Below are 14,483 nucleotides of genomic sequence, written 5' to 3'. Positions count from 1 at the left end.
TGGCTTTCACGGTCGTCTCCGTCACAGGGCACGCTCGTAACTCGCCCAGGCGATGTGCGACTCGTGCAGGGTGACGGTGAGGCCCGCCAGGCCCCGGGCCCCCTCGCCGAGGGCGCCCTTGTCGACGCGGTCGGCGAGCCGGTCCGCGATGACCTTGGCCAGGAACTCGGTGGACGTGTTGATCCCGGCGAACTCCGGCTCGTTGTCGAGGTTCCGGTAGTTCAGCTCGGCCACGACGGCGCCGAGTTCCTGGGTGGCGAGGCCGATGTCGACGACGATGTTGTCCTCGTCCAGCTGTTCGCGGCGGAACGTGGCGTCCACCAGGAACGTGGCGCCGTGCAGGCGCTGTGCGGGCCCGAACACCTCGCCGCGGAAGCTGTGGGCGATCATGATGTGATCGCGGACGGTGATGCTGAACAACGGACGACCCTCCAGGTGCGGCGCGTCTGATGCCCCCGGCGGTCACCTGCCGGGGGATTGCCGTGTAGTACGGCTGCTCGCTTCCCCGTGTTCAGCCTCCTCTCACTCTTTTCTCAGGTCAGACCGCTGCCGGCCGGAACGGTCCGGCCCGGCGCCGGGGTAGGCGATGCGGTGGCACAGGGCCGGGATCTCGCCGGAGGCGAGCCTGGGCATCAGCTCCGGCAGCTCCTCGAAGGCGCTCTCGCCGGTGATGAGGGCGTCGAGAGCGGGGTCGGCGAGCAGGTCGAGGGCGAGCGCCAGCCGTTCGGCGTAGCCGCGTCCGGCGCGGGCGGCCGGGGAGACGGTGCCGACCTGGCTGCTGCGCACGGTGAGCCGGCGGGAGTGGAAGGCCTCGCCGAGCGGCAGGGCGACCCGCCGGTCGCCGTACCAGCTCAGTTCGACGACCGTGCCCTCGGGGGCGAGGAGTTCCAGGGAGCGGCTGAGGCCCTGTTCGGTGGCGCTGGCGTGCACCACGAGGTCGCAGTCGCCGAGGGCCGCCTCGGGCGTGGCGAAGTCGGCGCCGAGCGCCTCGGCGGTCTCGGCGCGGGCCGGGTCGGCGTCGACGAGCTGCAGCCGTACGCCGGGGAAGCGGGCGAGCAGCGCGGCGACCGAGCAGCCGACCATGCCGCCGCCGACCACCACGATCCGGTCGCCGATCAGGGGCGCCGCGTCCCACAGGGCGTTCACCGCGGTCTCCACGGTCCCGGCGAGCACGGCCCGCTCGGCGGGCACCCGGTCCGGCACCACGGTCACGGCGTTCACCGGAACGACGTAACGGGACTGATGCGGGTACAGGCAGAAGACCGTGCGGCCGATCAGCTCGCGGGGGCCCTCCTCGACGACGCCCACGTTCAGGTAGCCGTACTTCACCGGCGCGGGGAAGTCGCCCTCCTGGAACGGCGCCCGCATGACGGCGTGTTGGGAGTCCGGCACCCCGCCGCGGAAGACCAGCGTCTCCGTGCCGCGGCTCACTCCGGAGTACAGCGCGCGGACCAGGACCTCGTCCTCGCCCGGCTCCGTGAGGGTGACGTCGCGCAGCTCACCGGCGCCCGGGGAGCTCAGCCAGAACGCGCGGGCCGACCGGTTCATCGGCATCCTCCTGAACGATCGGGAAGTTGTTCACGTACCGAGATGTGCACAGGCCGCGCACAGTACGCGGCGTTGATCGACTCTGTCACTCGGCCGGAGGATGTGCGGTGGCCCTGAACAACACGTATGACGCGAGGCTCCAGCAGGAGACCGCTGTCGGAGCGGGCGTACAGCTCCTGCTGCTCGCCCTGCTCGGTTCGGCGATCGGCATGGGGCCGGCCGGCTGGCTGACCGGGCTGGTCTTCGCGTTCGCCACCTGGGCGGTCCTCTCCCGCGCCCTGCACCGCTCCCGGCTCAGCTCCTTCGGCCCGGCCAACCGGGTGACCCTGGGCCGGGCCACCCTGGTCGGCGCGGTGACGGCGCTGGTCGCGGACTCCTTCGAGAGCGCGCCGCCGGTGACCCTGCTGGTCGGCCTGACCGCCGTGGCGCTGCTGCTGGACGGCGTCGACGGCAAGGTGGCCCGCCGCACGGGGACTTCGTCCGCGCTCGGCGCCCGGTTCGACATGGAGGTCGACGCGTTCCTGATCCTGGTGCTGAGCGTGTACGTGGCGACGCAGCAGGGCCCCTGGGTACTGCTGATCGGCGGCATGCGGTACGCGTTCGTCGCGGCGGCCCGCGTGGCCCCCTGGCTGAACGCCCCGCTGCCGCCGTCCTTCGCCCGCAAGACGGTCGCCGCGCTCCAGGGCATCTGCCTGCTGCTGGCCGGCGCCGAGTTGCTGCCGCACCCGGCGAACCTGGCGATCGTGGTGCTGTCGCTGGGCTCGCTGGTGTGGTCGTTCGGCCGGGACGTGCTGTGGCTGTGGCGCGAAGCCCGTATGGACGGCGGGCGGACGGCCGCTGAGGCCGCGGTTGCCGGGACGGCGGCCGGCGAGGGGACGCTCGGCGAGCCGCTGGTGCGGAAGCTGGAGCTGGCGGCGCGCTGAGGCGCCGGGGACACCGTCACGCCTCCGCCGTCCCGCCGCACCGTCAGCCGGTGGGTGCGGGACGGCGGAGGCGTCCGTCGTGGACTTCGGCGATCCGGTCGGCGGTGGTCAGATGGGTGCGGTCGTGGGTGACCAGGACGGTGGCGGTGGCCCGCTGGTGGGTGAGCCGGGTGATCATCTCGATGACGGCGGCGCCGCGTTCGTGGTCGAGGGCGCTGGTGGGTTCGTCGACCAGCAAGACGGTGGGGTCGTTCATCAGGGCGCGGGCGATGTTGACGCGCTGGCGCTGCCCGCCGGAGAGCTGGTGCGGCCGGCGGTGGGCCTGGTCCGCGAGGCCCACGGCGTCGAGGAGTTCGAGGGCGCGGCCGCGGGCCCGGCCGGGGCCGCGGCCGTCGATCCGGGCCATGACCTGGAGCTGTTCGGCGGCGGTGAGGGAGGGCAGCAGGTTGGGCTGCTGGAACACGATGCCGATCCGGTGGCGGCGCAGTTCGGTGAGCTCGCCCCGGCTCAGGCCGGTGGTGGCGGTGCCGTCGACGGTGACGGTGCCGGCGTCGGGGGTGATCAGGGTGGCGGCGACGGCCAGCAGGCTGGACTTGCCGGAACCGGAGGGGCCGACGACGGCGGTGACACTGCCCTTGGGGACCTGGAGCGTGACCCGGTCCAGGGCGGTCAGCCGGGTCTCGCCGTCGGCGTAGGTGAGGGTGACGTCGGTCAGTTCGAGGCTCATCGGGCGCTCCCCAGGGCGGTCAGCGGGTCCACGGAGGTGATGCGGCGGATGGACAGGGCGGCGCCGAGGGCGCCGAGCAGGACCATGACCGCGGCGGGCAGCAGCACGGTGCCGGGGCTGAGCAGGAACGGCACGTCCGACCCGGCCACGAGGGCGCCGACGGCGGCGGCGATTCCGGTGCCCGCCAGGGTGCCGCCGACGAGCACGACGAGGGCCTGGCCGAGGGCGTCCCCCAGCAGGCTCGCGGTGGAGGCCCCGAGCGCCTTGAGGACGGCGACGTCGCCGCTGCGCTGGATGGTCCACACGGTGAAGAAGGCGCCGATGACCAGGGCCGAGATGGCGAACAGGAATCCGCGCATGAGCTGCAGGGAGCCGTTCTCCGAGGTGTAGGAGCCGATCGCGGCGAGCGAGTCCTCGACGGAGACCGTCCTGGTGCCGGCCCGCCGGTCGGTGGCCGTGAGGTCGGCTCCCGCGGTGGTGCGCAGGGCGATGACGGTGGCGGTGGGGCCGTCGGCCGTGTCCGCGGGCGGCGCGGTCCGCCGCCAGGTGTTCAGGCTGGTCCAGACGACCGGGGTGTGGCTGAAGGAGGCGTCGCCCCGCACCGCGGCGACGGTCAGCCGGTGCCCGGCCAGGGTGAGGGAGCCGCCGGGCGCGAGGCCGAGGTCGTCGGCGGCCGTGGTGGACAGCACCGCCGACCGGTCGTCGATCCGTCCGCCGTCCGGGGCGAGCGGGGAGCCGGGCTCGACACCGAAGACGGAGAGCGCGGTGCTCCGCCGCCCGGCGGTGGCCCTGGTGGTGGTGATCCCCAGAGGTTCGGCACGCTCGACGCCTGGCGCCCCGGCCCACTGCCGCCACTGCTGCGCGGTGACGGTGGAGTCGGCGTAGGACGGCCCCTGCCCGCCGGCGGGGGCCTGGAAGGCGATCCGGTCCACCGGCAGCCCGGTGATCGCGGAGACGTTCTGCCTGCCGAGCCCGGCGGTCAGCCCGGACAGCAGCCCGACCAGCAGGGTGATCAGCACGATGACGGTCCCCATCAGGGCGAAGCGCCCCTTGGCGAACCTCAGGTCTCTCCAGGCGACGAACACGGGTGACCCGTCCTCTCGACGTCGTAAGCGGTGGTCGCATCGGTACGACCCCACCGTCGCCGAGGCCCCCCGCCCAGGGCTTCTGGCAAGGGACCGCACTTCACCGGCCGGAAGGACGGCGTCCGGGTTGTAACTTTCGATGGAGGCCTCCCGAGGGTCCCCCTCCGTAGCCTGGACGCACTGTGAACTCCTCTCCCCCCGCCCCCACCCCGGTCCCGACCAGCAGGATCCTTGCCTGGTGCCTGCATCTGCTGATCGCCGGCCTGCTCGCGCTGGCCGCCGGGCGGGCCCTGACCGGGGGCGGGCCGCACCCCTGGGCGACCGTCGCCGCCGCCGTCGCCTGCGGCCTGGTGTACGCGGCCGGTCCGCTGCTGCCGGGCGTACGCGGGTCACGCCGGTCGGCGACGGTATGGCTGGCCTGTCTGGGCGCCGTCTGGCTGGCGCTGCTGGCCCTGTCCGCCGACGGCGTCTGGCTGGCCTTCCCGCTGTACTTCCTGCACCTCCACCTGCTGCCGCGCCGTCCCGCTCTGGCCGCGGTCGTGGCGACCGCGCTCGCGGCGATCACCGCTTTCGCCGCCCACCAGCACGCCTTCAGCGTCGCCATGGCCATCGGCCCGGCGCTGGGCGCCGCCGTGGCCGTCGCGGTGGTGTGGGGCTACCAGGCCCTGTACCGGGAGAGCGAGCAGCGCCGCAGGCTGATCGAGGAACTGACCGCCACCCGCGCCGACCTGGCCCGGGCCCAGCACACCGCCGGAGTGCTCGCCGAACGCGAGCGCCTGGCCCGCGAGATCCACGACACCCTCGCCCAGGGCCTGTCCAGCATCCAGCTCCTGCTGCGCGCCGCCGAACGCGCCCTGCCCGGGCGGCCCGACGCCGCCGCGCGCCATGTGGACCAGGCCCGTCAGGCGGCCGTGGACAACCTCGCCGAGGCCCGCCGCTTCGTCGCCGCCCTCACCCCGCCGGCCCTGGAGGGCACCACACTGGCCGGCGCGCTGGAGCGCCTGTGCGCCACGACCTCCGCCCGCCACCCCCTCACCGTCCGCTTCCACGTGGCCGGCACCCCGGTCCCCCTGCCCACCGCGCACGAGGTCGCCCTCCTGCGGATCACCCAGTCCGCGCTCGGCAACACCGTCCGCCACGCCGGGGCCACCACCGCGGACGTCACCCTCACCCACCTCGACGACCACGTCGCCGTGGACATCACCGACGACGGCACCGGCTTCGACCCCGCCCTGCCGCCACCCCCCGGCCCGGACGACGGCGGCTTCGGCCTCGCCGCGATGCACGCCCGCATGGCCGCCCTGGGCGGCACCCTCACCGTCCACTCCTCCCCCGGCCACGGCACATCCGTGTCCGCCCGGCTCCCCCTGACCCCACCCGCACAAACGCCCGAGGCCGGCGACCCCGAGCGGCCGGACCTTCCCGAGCATCCCGAGGCCCACCCATGACCGACAAACCCAGCCCGGCCGTACCCGGCGACGCCAACGCCGCCGCGCCCGGCGACCTCACCCCCTCCATGTCCGGCGGCGGCCCCATTCGCCTGCTGCTGGCCGACGACCACCCGGTGGTACGGGCGGGTCTTCGCGCCGTGCTGGAGACCGAGCCCGGCATCGTCGTGATGGCCGAGGCGGCCACCGCGGAGGCCGCGGTCACCCGCGCCGCCGAGGGCGACATCGACGTCGTCCTGATGGACCTGCAGTTCGGCGCGGGCATGGGCGGCGCCGAGGCCACCGCCCGCATCACCGCGCGCACCGGCGCACCGCGGGTCCTGATCGTGACCACCTACGACTCCGACGCGGACACGCTGCCCGCCATCGAGGCGGGCGCCACCGGCTACCTCCTCAAGGACGCCCACCCCGAGGAACTCGCGGCGGCGGTACGCACGGCCGCCGCCGGCCGGACCGCGCTGGCCCCGACCGTCGCGGACCGCCTGATGAACCGCCTGCGCAGCCCCGCCGTCGCCCTGACCCGGCGCGAGACGGAGGTCCTGACCCTGGTCGCGCAGGGTCTCTCCAACCAGGCGGTCGCCCGACGGCTCCACCTCACCGAGGGCACCGTCAAGTCCCACCTGGCCCGCACCTACACCAAACTCGGCGTCGACTCCCGCACGGCCGCCGTGGCCACGGCGACGGACCTGGGCCTGATCCGCCGCTGACCCGTGGCCGGCTAGGCGTCCGCCTTCGAGGACCGCCCCCGCACGAGGGCGAAGACGGCCGCAGCCAGCCCCAGCACCCCTACGACGAGTCCCCCGACACCGAGCCCCCGGGCGGTACCGTCGCTCCCGTCGGTCGCCGCCGTCCTCACGGTGTCGGAATCACCGCCCTTCGCCGCCGCAGGAGCGGGAGCCTCTTCTCCCCCCTCCGTCAGCTTGAGCGTGGGCGCCGGATTCTCGGCCTCCTCACCACCACTGGGCGCCTCGATCCACCGAACGACCTTGCCGTCGGAGTAGGTCTGCAACGTCTTGAACGTCAACTGACCCGTATTGTCCGGCAGTTCCCCGAAGGCGACGTCGAAGTCCTCGTACTCCCCCGCCCCGATCTTCCCGCCGGTCCAGGTGATCTGGGAGACGGCCTCGGTGATGGTGCCGTCATCGGTCTTCACCGGCGTCTTCAGCTTGGTGGTGGTCACCTTGGGGGTCCAGCCATCCTGCGGATGGACCATGACGCCGAGGACCGGGTGGTCGGTCGGCAGGAAGACCTGCACCTTGCTGGTGGAGGCGGCGTCCTCCTCATTGGGCACCCGGAAGGTCAGCACACCGTCGGTGGCTCCCTTCTCGTAGCTCTCCGGGTGGACAGTGACGTGCGCGGAAGCGGCGCCGGCGGCCGCGAGGACTGCGGTGGCGGTCAGAGCGGTGACGGCCGCGGCTCGACGCAGGACGACACGCGTCGCGGACATGTTCATGGACATGGGTGAGACGGACATGGCTGAGTGGATCTCCGTACGAGTGATGTGTGCCGGATGGTCAGACCGAGTACGAGATCGCAGAGGGAGGCCCCCGCCGGTGCACCGCATGCCGCAGCAGCAGGGTCAGGCGGAGCGCGTCGGGCCCGGCCGGGCCGCGCGCGGCAGGTCCGTGCGGAACGGGCGGCGAAACACCCCGCCACCACGCGACCAGCCCCGGCACCAGCCCGGCCGCCCGCCGCAGCAGCGACCACAGGGCGGCCTCGCCCCGCCGCAGCCACCAGGCGGCCAGGAGGGCGGCGAGAAGGTGGGCGGCCGTGGCGGAATCGGCCGTGGAGTGGGTGTGCGCCGCCGTCATGGTGTGACCGTGCATGGACGCCATGTGCATGGCTTCCGTACGCCCGCCGGAGCCGTTGACCCGGTGAGCCGCGCCGAAGCTGAAGTGCAGCCCGGCCTGGGTGACCAGCATGGCCGCCCCGATCCCGACCAGCGACCGCTCCCGCCCACCGAGCGCCCAGCCGACGGCGAACACACTCAGAAAGACACCCGCGTCGGCCCACAGCGGAGGCATGTCCCCCACGGCCAGCCCGTGCCCGGCGGCGGCCAGCAGCACGCACACCGCGGCGAACACGGCGGCACGCAGACTCCTGACGGCCGCCGACGCGCTCATGGTGAGCGATCCTCCCATGGAAGGGGGATACGGCCGGTGACGACGCCCGGTTCACCGTCACCACGAAGAAGCGGTGGTACCCGGGCGGTGCGGGAGGCGGCGGTGGCGTACTCCCACCCCGCGTCCTCATACAGCCGCCGCTTGGCCTCTTCCTCGTCGGCGAGGGTGACGGTGAACCCCATCGCCTCTTACCGACCCGTCGTCGTGCCGTCCGTGTTGCGGCGGAAGGACAGTCCCATGCGCCTCTCCTTCGGCTCCTGACGGGGAAGTCCCGTCACACCGTCTAACGAGGCGTCTTCGCTGCGCGTGCCCGGCCCGGCAGACACCACCTGATCGTGTGAGGGCACGCGGTTCCGACGGCCGGGCCACACGACGGAAGTTCAGCCCCGGCTCCTGGCTCCCGGCTCCCGGCTCCCGGCTCCTGGCTCCTGGCTCCTGGCTCCCGATTACAGATTACCGATTACGGATTACCGCCGAACGCGCGAAGGCGCCCATCAAGGCACGTCCACCGATCTACGGTGATGCCATGACGTCGAAGCCGCTTCCTCGCCTCACTCCGACCGGCACCTGCTGGTGCGGCTGCGCCAAGCCGGTCGGAGCCGGTTCGTTCTTCGCCCCCGGTCACGACAAAGTGGCGGAGGCCGCGCTGCTGGCGGTCGAGTACGGTTCGTCCGTAGCCCAGTTGCTGCACGGACACGGATACGGCCCAGGTCACTCGGTGAGCGCCCGAGCCGTATCCGAGGGCGTGTGGCAGACATGCCCTTCGTGCAGCTACACGGGCGCGCCTGCCAGCATCGCGAACCACCTCAAGAAGAGCCACCCTGGGAGGTGAGGTTGCCGACCAGGTCGTAGCGGTACTTCCAGGAGTCGGTGAGCCAGACTTGGCCTCGCTCGCGTGGGAGGGTCGGCCCGCGCCGTCGTAGGTGCCTTGTTTCACCCGGCCGCGCAGTGCCGCAGCGAAGCAGTCCCGTCGGACGCTACCGACGGCTGCCGCCTGCCGAAGTCCTCGGCAGGCGGCGTCGGGATTCACACCGCGGCAGGTACGTTCCTCAGCGGCGACGCCCAGCGGCCAGAACGGAGTTCGGCCTGCGTGGGTTGAACACCCAAAGACCCTGGGAGTGCGTGGCGCCCAGCACCCGGCCGGAATCCAGGAGCCAGGGGTTGGCCTTCTGGAAGGGCGCGAAGTTGTCGTTGGAGACGATCACTCCGCCGATCTCGTCCGCGATGCTGATGACGAGGGCGTCGCCCCGGCCCTCCGTTCCCGCCGGAGGCTGCACCACCGTACCGGCGGCTATCGCCTGTTCCACCAGCGGGCGTTCCTCGTCCGCGACATCGTGCCGGAGAGTGGCGTCGATGACGACGTGGATGTCCCGGTCGGCGTTCTTGAATCGGAGGGACTTGATGGCTGCCTGCAGCGCCTGGAAGCTGGGGCGCCCGCCGGCGGCACGTGGCGGACGACCGTTCCACGCGAGGTTGGACCCGTCCACCACCAGGGCCGCCGCCGGCTGTTTGCGAGCAGCCGCCGACTGGGCCATTGACGCAGGCGTGGGCCGGACCGCCGTCCCCGTGGCCGCACCGCCGGCTCGGTCCTCGGCCTCCGCGGCCGGCGCGGGCTGGGGATGGGTCGGGCGGGGAGCCTCGCGGCCCGTGGTGCGCAGCGAGAGGAGTTCCCGCAGTTCCTTCTCGATCTCCGGAGGGACGGTGCTGTCGCCGAAGACCCTGACCTCGCCGTCGAGGAGCACCTCCCCGGTCTTCTGCAGGGTGGCCCGCACCGACAGCAGTCCTTCCTTGCTGTAGGTGTACTCCAGGTCGAACACGGCGTCCTCGGCCTGGGACCGCCGTGGGAAGTCCAGGGGCAGTTCGGTGAGCTTGACGTTGTCCGGGTGGTCGACGGGCCGGTCCGGGTCGCCTTCCCACACCTCGACGGTCAGTTTGGACACGCCGTCCCGCGACGGCTGGTAGCTCTTGACCCGCTGCTGCGGGAGGCGCTGGTTGCGGTCGATCAGTGCGCTGAACTCACGCTTGCCGTACTGGTCCTGAGTGATGGTGCCGAGCGCGTGCGTGTTCACGACGCGGATGATGCTCTTCAGCTCTCCGTCCATGGCGGCAGCACAGATGGCGGCCCCCTCGGCGACGGCGGTCATCGGGTGGCACAGGTCCGCGCCGACGAGTTCGCAGTCCAGTGCTTCGGCCACGGCGTCCCGCACGGCCGGGATCTGGCTGCTTCCGCCGATCATGAGCACGGCCTTCAGTTCGCTCGGGTCGATCCGCGCCTGGTCGAGGCATTCCTCCACCGGGTCGAGCGCACGGCTGATCAGGTCCTGGATCGCGGCGGAGAACTCGTCCTGGCCGATTTCCACGGCGGCCCCGTCCGGGGTGGTGATACGCACGTACTCCTGGGAGGACAGCAAAATCTTGTTGCGCTCGATGTCGAGGGCGAACTGCCGCTGCTCGGACTCCGACCACTTCCTGCGCGCGGGTGCCCGGTCGAGCACCATGCGGCGCAGCCGCGTGTCGATCTCCAGTCCGCCGAGCTGGTTGACGCCGCGGCTGGCCTTCTCGTCGAAGAATCCGCCCTCGTGCAGGAGCAGGGTGGCGTCCATGGTCCCGCCGCCCCAGTCGAAGACGAGGAACTCGCCGTCCTCCTCCATGGTGTGCGCGTAGGCGATGGCGGCGGCCGTCGGTTCGTTGAGCAGTGTCCTGACGGTGATACCCGCCGCCCGCGCGGCTTCCCGGGTGCGGAAGCGCGCCGCTCCCGTCGCGTTGGCGGGCACGGTGATCACGGCTTCACGGATCTCCGTCGCGGCTTCCTCCTCGGCGGCCGCGGCCATGGACCGGAACACTCCGGCGGCCGCGGTGGTGGCGGCGAAGCGTCGTCCGCCGACCGTCACGAGCGGTTCCTCGCGCAGCAGTCGCTTGCACGCCTCGACCGCCTTCTCGGACCTCAGTTTGGCTTCCCAGCCGAACAGGGCTCCGGTGCGCAGGGAACTGGTGCCCACCACGGACGGGTAGAGCTTCTCGAAGCCCGGCCGCTCCCAGTCCGCGTCGAGCCCCCCTCCACCGAGTTCCAGGATCTCGACGTACTCGCCGTTCCACTGGGCGGCCACCGAGTTGGTGGTGCCGAAGTCGATGCCGGTCGTCACTCTTCCTCCCCCACTGCGGGTCGGGAGACCCGCCGCAGGTGACCGGCCAGGATGACCTTGCCGGTCACTTCGTCCACGTACGCCGGGCGCAGCACCTCGAACGCCTCGCCCTCGCCCTCGGTCACGACGAACCGGTCGCTCTCCTCCGGTTCGGTCATCCTGGTGATGCGCAGTTCCCGCAGGTGCTCCCGCAGGGCTCCGCCGAGCAGTTCGCCGCCGTCCGCCTTCCGTCCCCAGACGAGCGCGTCGATCTCCGCGAGCCGTCCGGCGAACTGCGCGCGGGTGCGGAACTCGTCGAGGACCGCCTTGCGCACGGCCACGTTCAGGGCGGTCGACGGCGTGGTTGCCCCGACGTTCGCGTCCGCGAGGGCCGCGGGCACCCGCTCGACGACTCCCTGGATGATGCTCTTGGCGTCGATGGGCTCGGGCGCGGTGCGCTGCTCCACGACGGGGGACGACTCGGCCGTCTCGCGGCGTTTCTCCCTGCGGCGCGCCCGCCCGCCGGGCTTGTGCGGCGGGGGCTTCTGCCCCGTGCCCTGTTGTACCTGTCCGCAGTGGGGACAGAGGCGGTGCAACCGCTGGTTCTTGGGCGGCTTCTTCACGGCGCTGCGCTGCGCCCTGATCCTCCGGGGTGCCATGACCTGGTTCTGCCTCGCTCACCATCGTGCGTCGTCAGGGGGAAAGCGCCGTCAGTCAGCGGGTGGGCCGGTGACGGTCGAGATGCGGTGCGCTGCTGCGGAAGTCGTCGAGCAGTTCGACGGCCGCCGAGGCCCGGATGGATTCGAGGTCCGCACCGCTCGTCGGGCCGGTCCGGCGCGCGAGGGGTTCGAGTGGCGGCACCGGTCGCCTGGGCACGGCGTCGGGCCACTCGTAGCGGGCCGGGTCGAGCGGCACCTGGAAGAAGACGTCGAAGCCGGACTCGTGGCGCGCGGCCTCATGGATGCGGTCCTCGGCCCGGTTCAGCCGGGCCTGGGCCGCGTGGTCTCCGTCCCGCTCGTACTCGCGGAAGAGGTTCCTGCAGTGGCGGTCCCAGCCTTCCGCCCCGTGGTCCAGTCCGAGTTCGAGGAACGGGTTCGTCACCGGTTCCCGTTTGTTCCTGGTAGTCGCCCTCCAGGCGCGGACACGCGCGAGGTTGCGTTCCGCGACGGGGTCGCCGTGCTGCGCCGCCTGCTCCGCGTACGTCTCCGCGAGAGCCAGCTGCTCCCTCGCGCCGCGGTCGTCGGCGGTCCCCGCCGAGACGACTGCGGCGGCGTAGGCGGCGATGGTGTACGCCTCGTCCATGATGCGGGAGGGCAGCGCGGCGCCGCTCTTCCGGTCCCGGAACGACTCGGCCTGGCGGAGTGCCTCCTCCGGATCGCCGGACTTCAGCAGGTCGTAGGCCCGGTTGAGGGCGACCAGGGCGTAGAAGTCGCTGCGCCGCGGGTCGACGGGCGTGGTCGGCCGCCACAGCGCGGCCATCAGCTTCCACAGTCCCCGGTCGCGGATGGTGTCGCCGTCCCACTGCCCGACGAGCGCCCCGGACCTGAGGTTCCGCAACTGGATCTGCTGGGCACGTGGCAGGGCCGCGTCGAGAGCGTCGAGGGAGGACAGCTGGACGTCGATGACGACGTCGTACAGTAGGTCCCACACGTCCTCGGGCTCCCGCCGGGTGATCGTCTCGCCGGCCAGGAAGGCCCGGCGACGCCGCAGCGTCTCCCATCCGAGCCGCTCGGCCTGTCGCAGGCTGATCGAGCCGGGGTCGAGACGTGCCCGTAGGTACACCGCTTCCTGCTCGTCGCGAGCCGTCCACGGTGTGTCCTCGGGCAGCAGGCCACCGTGGTCCACGAGGTCGTCGAGGACCGACAGGGGTGCCCAGGGGAGCACTTGGGAAAGGAACGCGTTGGGCACGGGTATGGCGCCGCGGGTGGCGGCGGTGGCGAACAGGGAGAAGGCGGGGCCGCCCGAGACCGCGCGCGACCTTCCACCGGACAGTTCCTGACCGGGTGTGCTCGAGCACAGGATGCGGCAGCGCTCCAGCCCCGCCTCGTTCAGCCACCGCACCCCGGCCGCCCACAGGGCGCGCAGGTGGTGGAGTACGGCATCCGGTTCCAGGCCGGCCAGTCCCGCCCGTACCGTCGGCAACAGCGTTTCCCGGTCCGGTGCCCCCTCCAGCGCCTCCGCCAGGACAGCGCGCTGGTCCTCGGTCAGCGAGGGAGCCTGCGCGATGTCCTTCAGCACGTGCAGCACCGTGTCGACGGCTTCGCCGCCGTCGACACCGACCCAGCGCCATTTGCGCTGGACGAATCCGCTCGCGCCTGCCGCTCCGCCGTCGCGTCGGCGTTCGCGCGCGCGGGCCAGACGCTCCTTCTCGGCGGCTATGGCCGCACGGCGAGCGGCGACCGGGTCGATCATGTCGTACACGCCGACAGAGTAGCTGTGCACACGACCATTACATAGCCTTTACACGTATCGTATTTTCGCAGGTTGACGAGGTGTCTCGGCATCCGCGCGCAGCGGAGTCGCGGGCGCCGGAGCGGTCCGGCCGCCGGCCCTCTTCGCCTCGGGGCGCCGGTCGGTCGCGAGGTACTCCCCCGCGGGCAACCGCCGGGTGCCGCCCGTCAAGGCGCGGTGTCGGCCTTGGCGGTGTCGTTGACGTTGTTCAGACAGGCCTTCATGAAGAGGTCCCGATGGACGGTGCCGCCGTTGGGCTCCTGCGAGACCTGGGAGTACTCCTGCGAGCAGGTGCTGTCGCTCGAGGTGTAGGTCGTGTCGCCGTCGTCGGTGTACACGCCACCGGAGATGACGCCGGCCGCATAGACGCCGAGCAGGGTGGAGCGGCCGAAGACGGGCTTGTCCACGGTCTTGGTGACGACCTTGGGCGGGCGGGTTTCGGCCTGCCGGGCACGGTGGTCGGCCGCGGCCGCCCGGCGGCGGGCGGCGGTCAGCGCGGAGTGGCTGCCGACGTGGTCCACGACGGCCGCGGTGACCGACAGGGCGGTCAACCCGCAGGCGGCGATGGCGATGACGTTGGCTCGGTTCACGGGTGTCCTTCGGGCGTGGGTCGAAGAGGAGGTGAGGCAGGAGGCGGCGGGCGGAGCGGGTCGCCCGCCGGCGTCCGGCGCGTGGTCACGCGCCGGGGCGGGTCTGCGCGTAGACCGTGAGGAACAGCTCCAGATCGGCGCGCTCGTCGGGGGACGCCCGACCGGAGGCGAGACGCGCCCGGACCTCACGGCGGGCGACGTCCAGGTGACCGCTGCGCTGCAGATGGCGCCACAGTAGGCGGAACGTCTGCTGGTGGTCGTAGAGGGTGGTCTCGTAGGACGCGGTGGTGATGTGGCGGGCCTGGACGAGCAGGGCCCGGAAGTGGTCCCGGTCGTCGCGCGCCGGCAGCCGCGCCAGGTGGCGGTGGTACACGGTCAGTTCGGGCTCGTCCGTCTCGGTCAAGCGGTTCTCCCCCAGGTGGATCCGGGAAATCGGGTCGGGCGGGAGCCGCCCGGGCAGGGGCGG

The 14,483-nt window shown here is 72.4% G+C and carries 14 protein-coding genes; 3 read left to right on the top strand and 11 right to left on the bottom strand.

The genetic code is table 11. The annotated features are described in order from the left end of the window. Positions 1 to 21 precede the first annotated feature (21 nt). Entirely contained in the window at positions 22 to 420 is a 399-nt protein-coding gene (locus ACFYU0_RS15085) for a 6-carboxytetrahydropterin synthase (protein ID WP_351668898.1), read from the bottom strand. Positions 421 to 522: 102 nt separating this feature from the next. Next, positions 523 to 1,548: a dehydrogenase gene (locus ACFYU0_RS15080; RefSeq protein WP_389301101.1), complete on the bottom strand. Its 1,026-nt coding sequence runs from the start codon at positions 1,546 to 1,548 to the stop codon at positions 523 to 525. A gap of 107 nt (positions 1,549 to 1,655) precedes the next feature. On the opposite strand from ACFYU0_RS15080, the gene ACFYU0_RS15075 reads away from it, so the two are divergent. Continuing rightward, positions 1,656 to 2,471 carry a CDP-alcohol phosphatidyltransferase family protein gene (locus ACFYU0_RS15075; RefSeq protein ID WP_389301098.1) on the top strand — a complete coding sequence of 272 codons (816 nt, stop codon included), beginning with the start codon at positions 1,656 to 1,658 and terminating at the stop codon, positions 2,469 to 2,471. Positions 2,472 to 2,514: 43 nt separating this feature from the next. On the opposite strand, the gene ACFYU0_RS15070 is transcribed toward ACFYU0_RS15075, so the two are convergent. Both ACFYU0_RS15070 and ACFYU0_RS15065 read right to left on the bottom strand, forming a co-directional pair. Further along, positions 2,515 to 3,198: an ABC transporter ATP-binding protein gene (locus ACFYU0_RS15070; protein WP_351668904.1), complete on the bottom strand. Its 684-nt coding sequence runs from the start codon at positions 3,196 to 3,198 to the stop codon at positions 2,515 to 2,517. Beyond that, positions 3,195 to 4,283: an ABC transporter permease gene (locus ACFYU0_RS15065; protein WP_389301096.1), complete on the bottom strand. Its 1,089-nt coding sequence runs from the start codon at positions 4,281 to 4,283 to the stop codon at positions 3,195 to 3,197. Before ACFYU0_RS15065 ends, ACFYU0_RS15070 begins: the two co-directional genes overlap by 4 nt. A gap of 182 nt (positions 4,284 to 4,465) precedes the next feature. Here ACFYU0_RS15065 and ACFYU0_RS15060 point away from each other — a divergent pair, with 182 nt between their 5' ends. Further along, a complete protein-coding gene (locus tag ACFYU0_RS15060) occupies positions 4,466 to 5,731 on the top strand; it encodes a sensor histidine kinase (RefSeq protein ID WP_389301094.1) in 1,266 nt (421 codons plus the stop codon). A 68-nt stretch (positions 5,732 to 5,799) separates the two neighbouring features. After that, a complete protein-coding gene (locus ACFYU0_RS15055) occupies positions 5,800 to 6,438 on the top strand; it encodes a response regulator (protein WP_389301903.1) in 639 nt (212 codons plus the stop codon). A gap of 11 nt (positions 6,439 to 6,449) precedes the next feature. Here ACFYU0_RS15055 and ACFYU0_RS15050 read toward each other — a convergent pair whose 3' ends face one another. From ACFYU0_RS15050 to ACFYU0_RS15020, 7 genes are all read right to left on the bottom strand, one after another. Continuing rightward, entirely contained in the window at positions 6,450 to 7,178 is a 729-nt protein-coding gene (locus tag ACFYU0_RS15050) for a YcnI family protein (RefSeq protein ID WP_389301900.1), read from the bottom strand. 67 nt (positions 7,179 to 7,245) lie between these two features. Then, complete coding sequence (locus ACFYU0_RS15045) at positions 7,246 to 7,854, bottom strand: hypothetical protein (protein WP_389301092.1); 609 nt, start codon at positions 7,852 to 7,854, stop codon at positions 7,246 to 7,248. A gap of 1,049 nt (positions 7,855 to 8,903) precedes the next feature. Then, a complete protein-coding gene (locus ACFYU0_RS15040) occupies positions 8,904 to 10,997 on the bottom strand; it encodes an Hsp70 family protein (RefSeq protein ID WP_389301090.1) in 2,094 nt (697 codons plus the stop codon). Next, entirely contained in the window at positions 10,994 to 11,635 is a 642-nt protein-coding gene (locus ACFYU0_RS15035; protein ID WP_389301087.1) for a hypothetical protein, read from the bottom strand. Before ACFYU0_RS15035 ends, ACFYU0_RS15040 begins: the two co-directional genes overlap by 4 nt. Positions 11,636 to 11,690: 55 nt before the next feature. Beyond that, positions 11,691 to 13,418: a hypothetical protein gene (locus ACFYU0_RS15030; RefSeq protein ID WP_389301084.1), complete on the bottom strand. Its 1,728-nt coding sequence runs from the start codon at positions 13,416 to 13,418 to the stop codon at positions 11,691 to 11,693. A 176-nt stretch (positions 13,419 to 13,594) separates the two neighbouring features. Continuing rightward, the gene (locus tag ACFYU0_RS15025; RefSeq protein ID WP_389301082.1) at positions 13,595 to 14,017 is read right to left on the bottom strand and encodes a hypothetical protein; all 423 of its coding nucleotides are present in this window, start codon (positions 14,015 to 14,017) and stop codon (positions 13,595 to 13,597) included. Positions 14,018 to 14,102: 85 nt separating this feature from the next. Then, the gene (locus tag ACFYU0_RS15020) at positions 14,103 to 14,420 is read right to left on the bottom strand and encodes a hypothetical protein (protein ID WP_389301079.1); all 318 of its coding nucleotides are present in this window, start codon (positions 14,418 to 14,420) and stop codon (positions 14,103 to 14,105) included. Positions 14,421 to 14,483: the final 63 nt, after the last annotated feature.

Origin of the sequence: Streptomyces sp. NPDC003720 (assembly GCF_042875075.1) — a bacterium.
Taxonomy (GTDB): domain Bacteria; phylum Actinomycetota; class Actinomycetes; order Streptomycetales; family Streptomycetaceae; genus Streptomyces.
Note: the sequence above shows the minus strand (reverse complement) of the source record. Positions and strands in the feature narration are given on the sequence as shown.

What these genes read in the sequence shown, in the direction of transcription:
- ACFYU0_RS15080 (WP_389301101.1), bottom strand. Translation starts at nt 1,548, where the DNA reads ATGAACCGGTCGGCCCGCGCGTTCTGGCTGAGCTCCCCGGGCGCCGGT.
- ACFYU0_RS15070 (WP_351668904.1), bottom strand. Translation starts at nt 3,198, where the DNA reads ATGAGCCTCGAACTGACCGACGTCACCCTCACCTACGCCGACGGCGAG.
- ACFYU0_RS15055 (WP_389301903.1), top strand. Translation starts at nt 5,800, where the DNA reads ATGTCCGGCGGCGGCCCCATTCGCCTGCTGCTGGCCGACGACCACCCG.
- ACFYU0_RS15050 (WP_389301900.1), bottom strand. Translation starts at nt 7,178, where the DNA reads ATGTCCGCGACGCGTGTCGTCCTGCGTCGAGCCGCGGCCGTCACCGCT.
- ACFYU0_RS15045 (WP_389301092.1), bottom strand. Translation starts at nt 7,854, where the DNA reads ATGAGCGCGTCGGCGGCCGTCAGGAGTCTGCGTGCCGCCGTGTTCGCC.
- ACFYU0_RS15035 (WP_389301087.1), bottom strand. Translation starts at nt 11,635, where the DNA reads ATGGCACCCCGGAGGATCAGGGCGCAGCGCAGCGCCGTGAAGAAGCCG.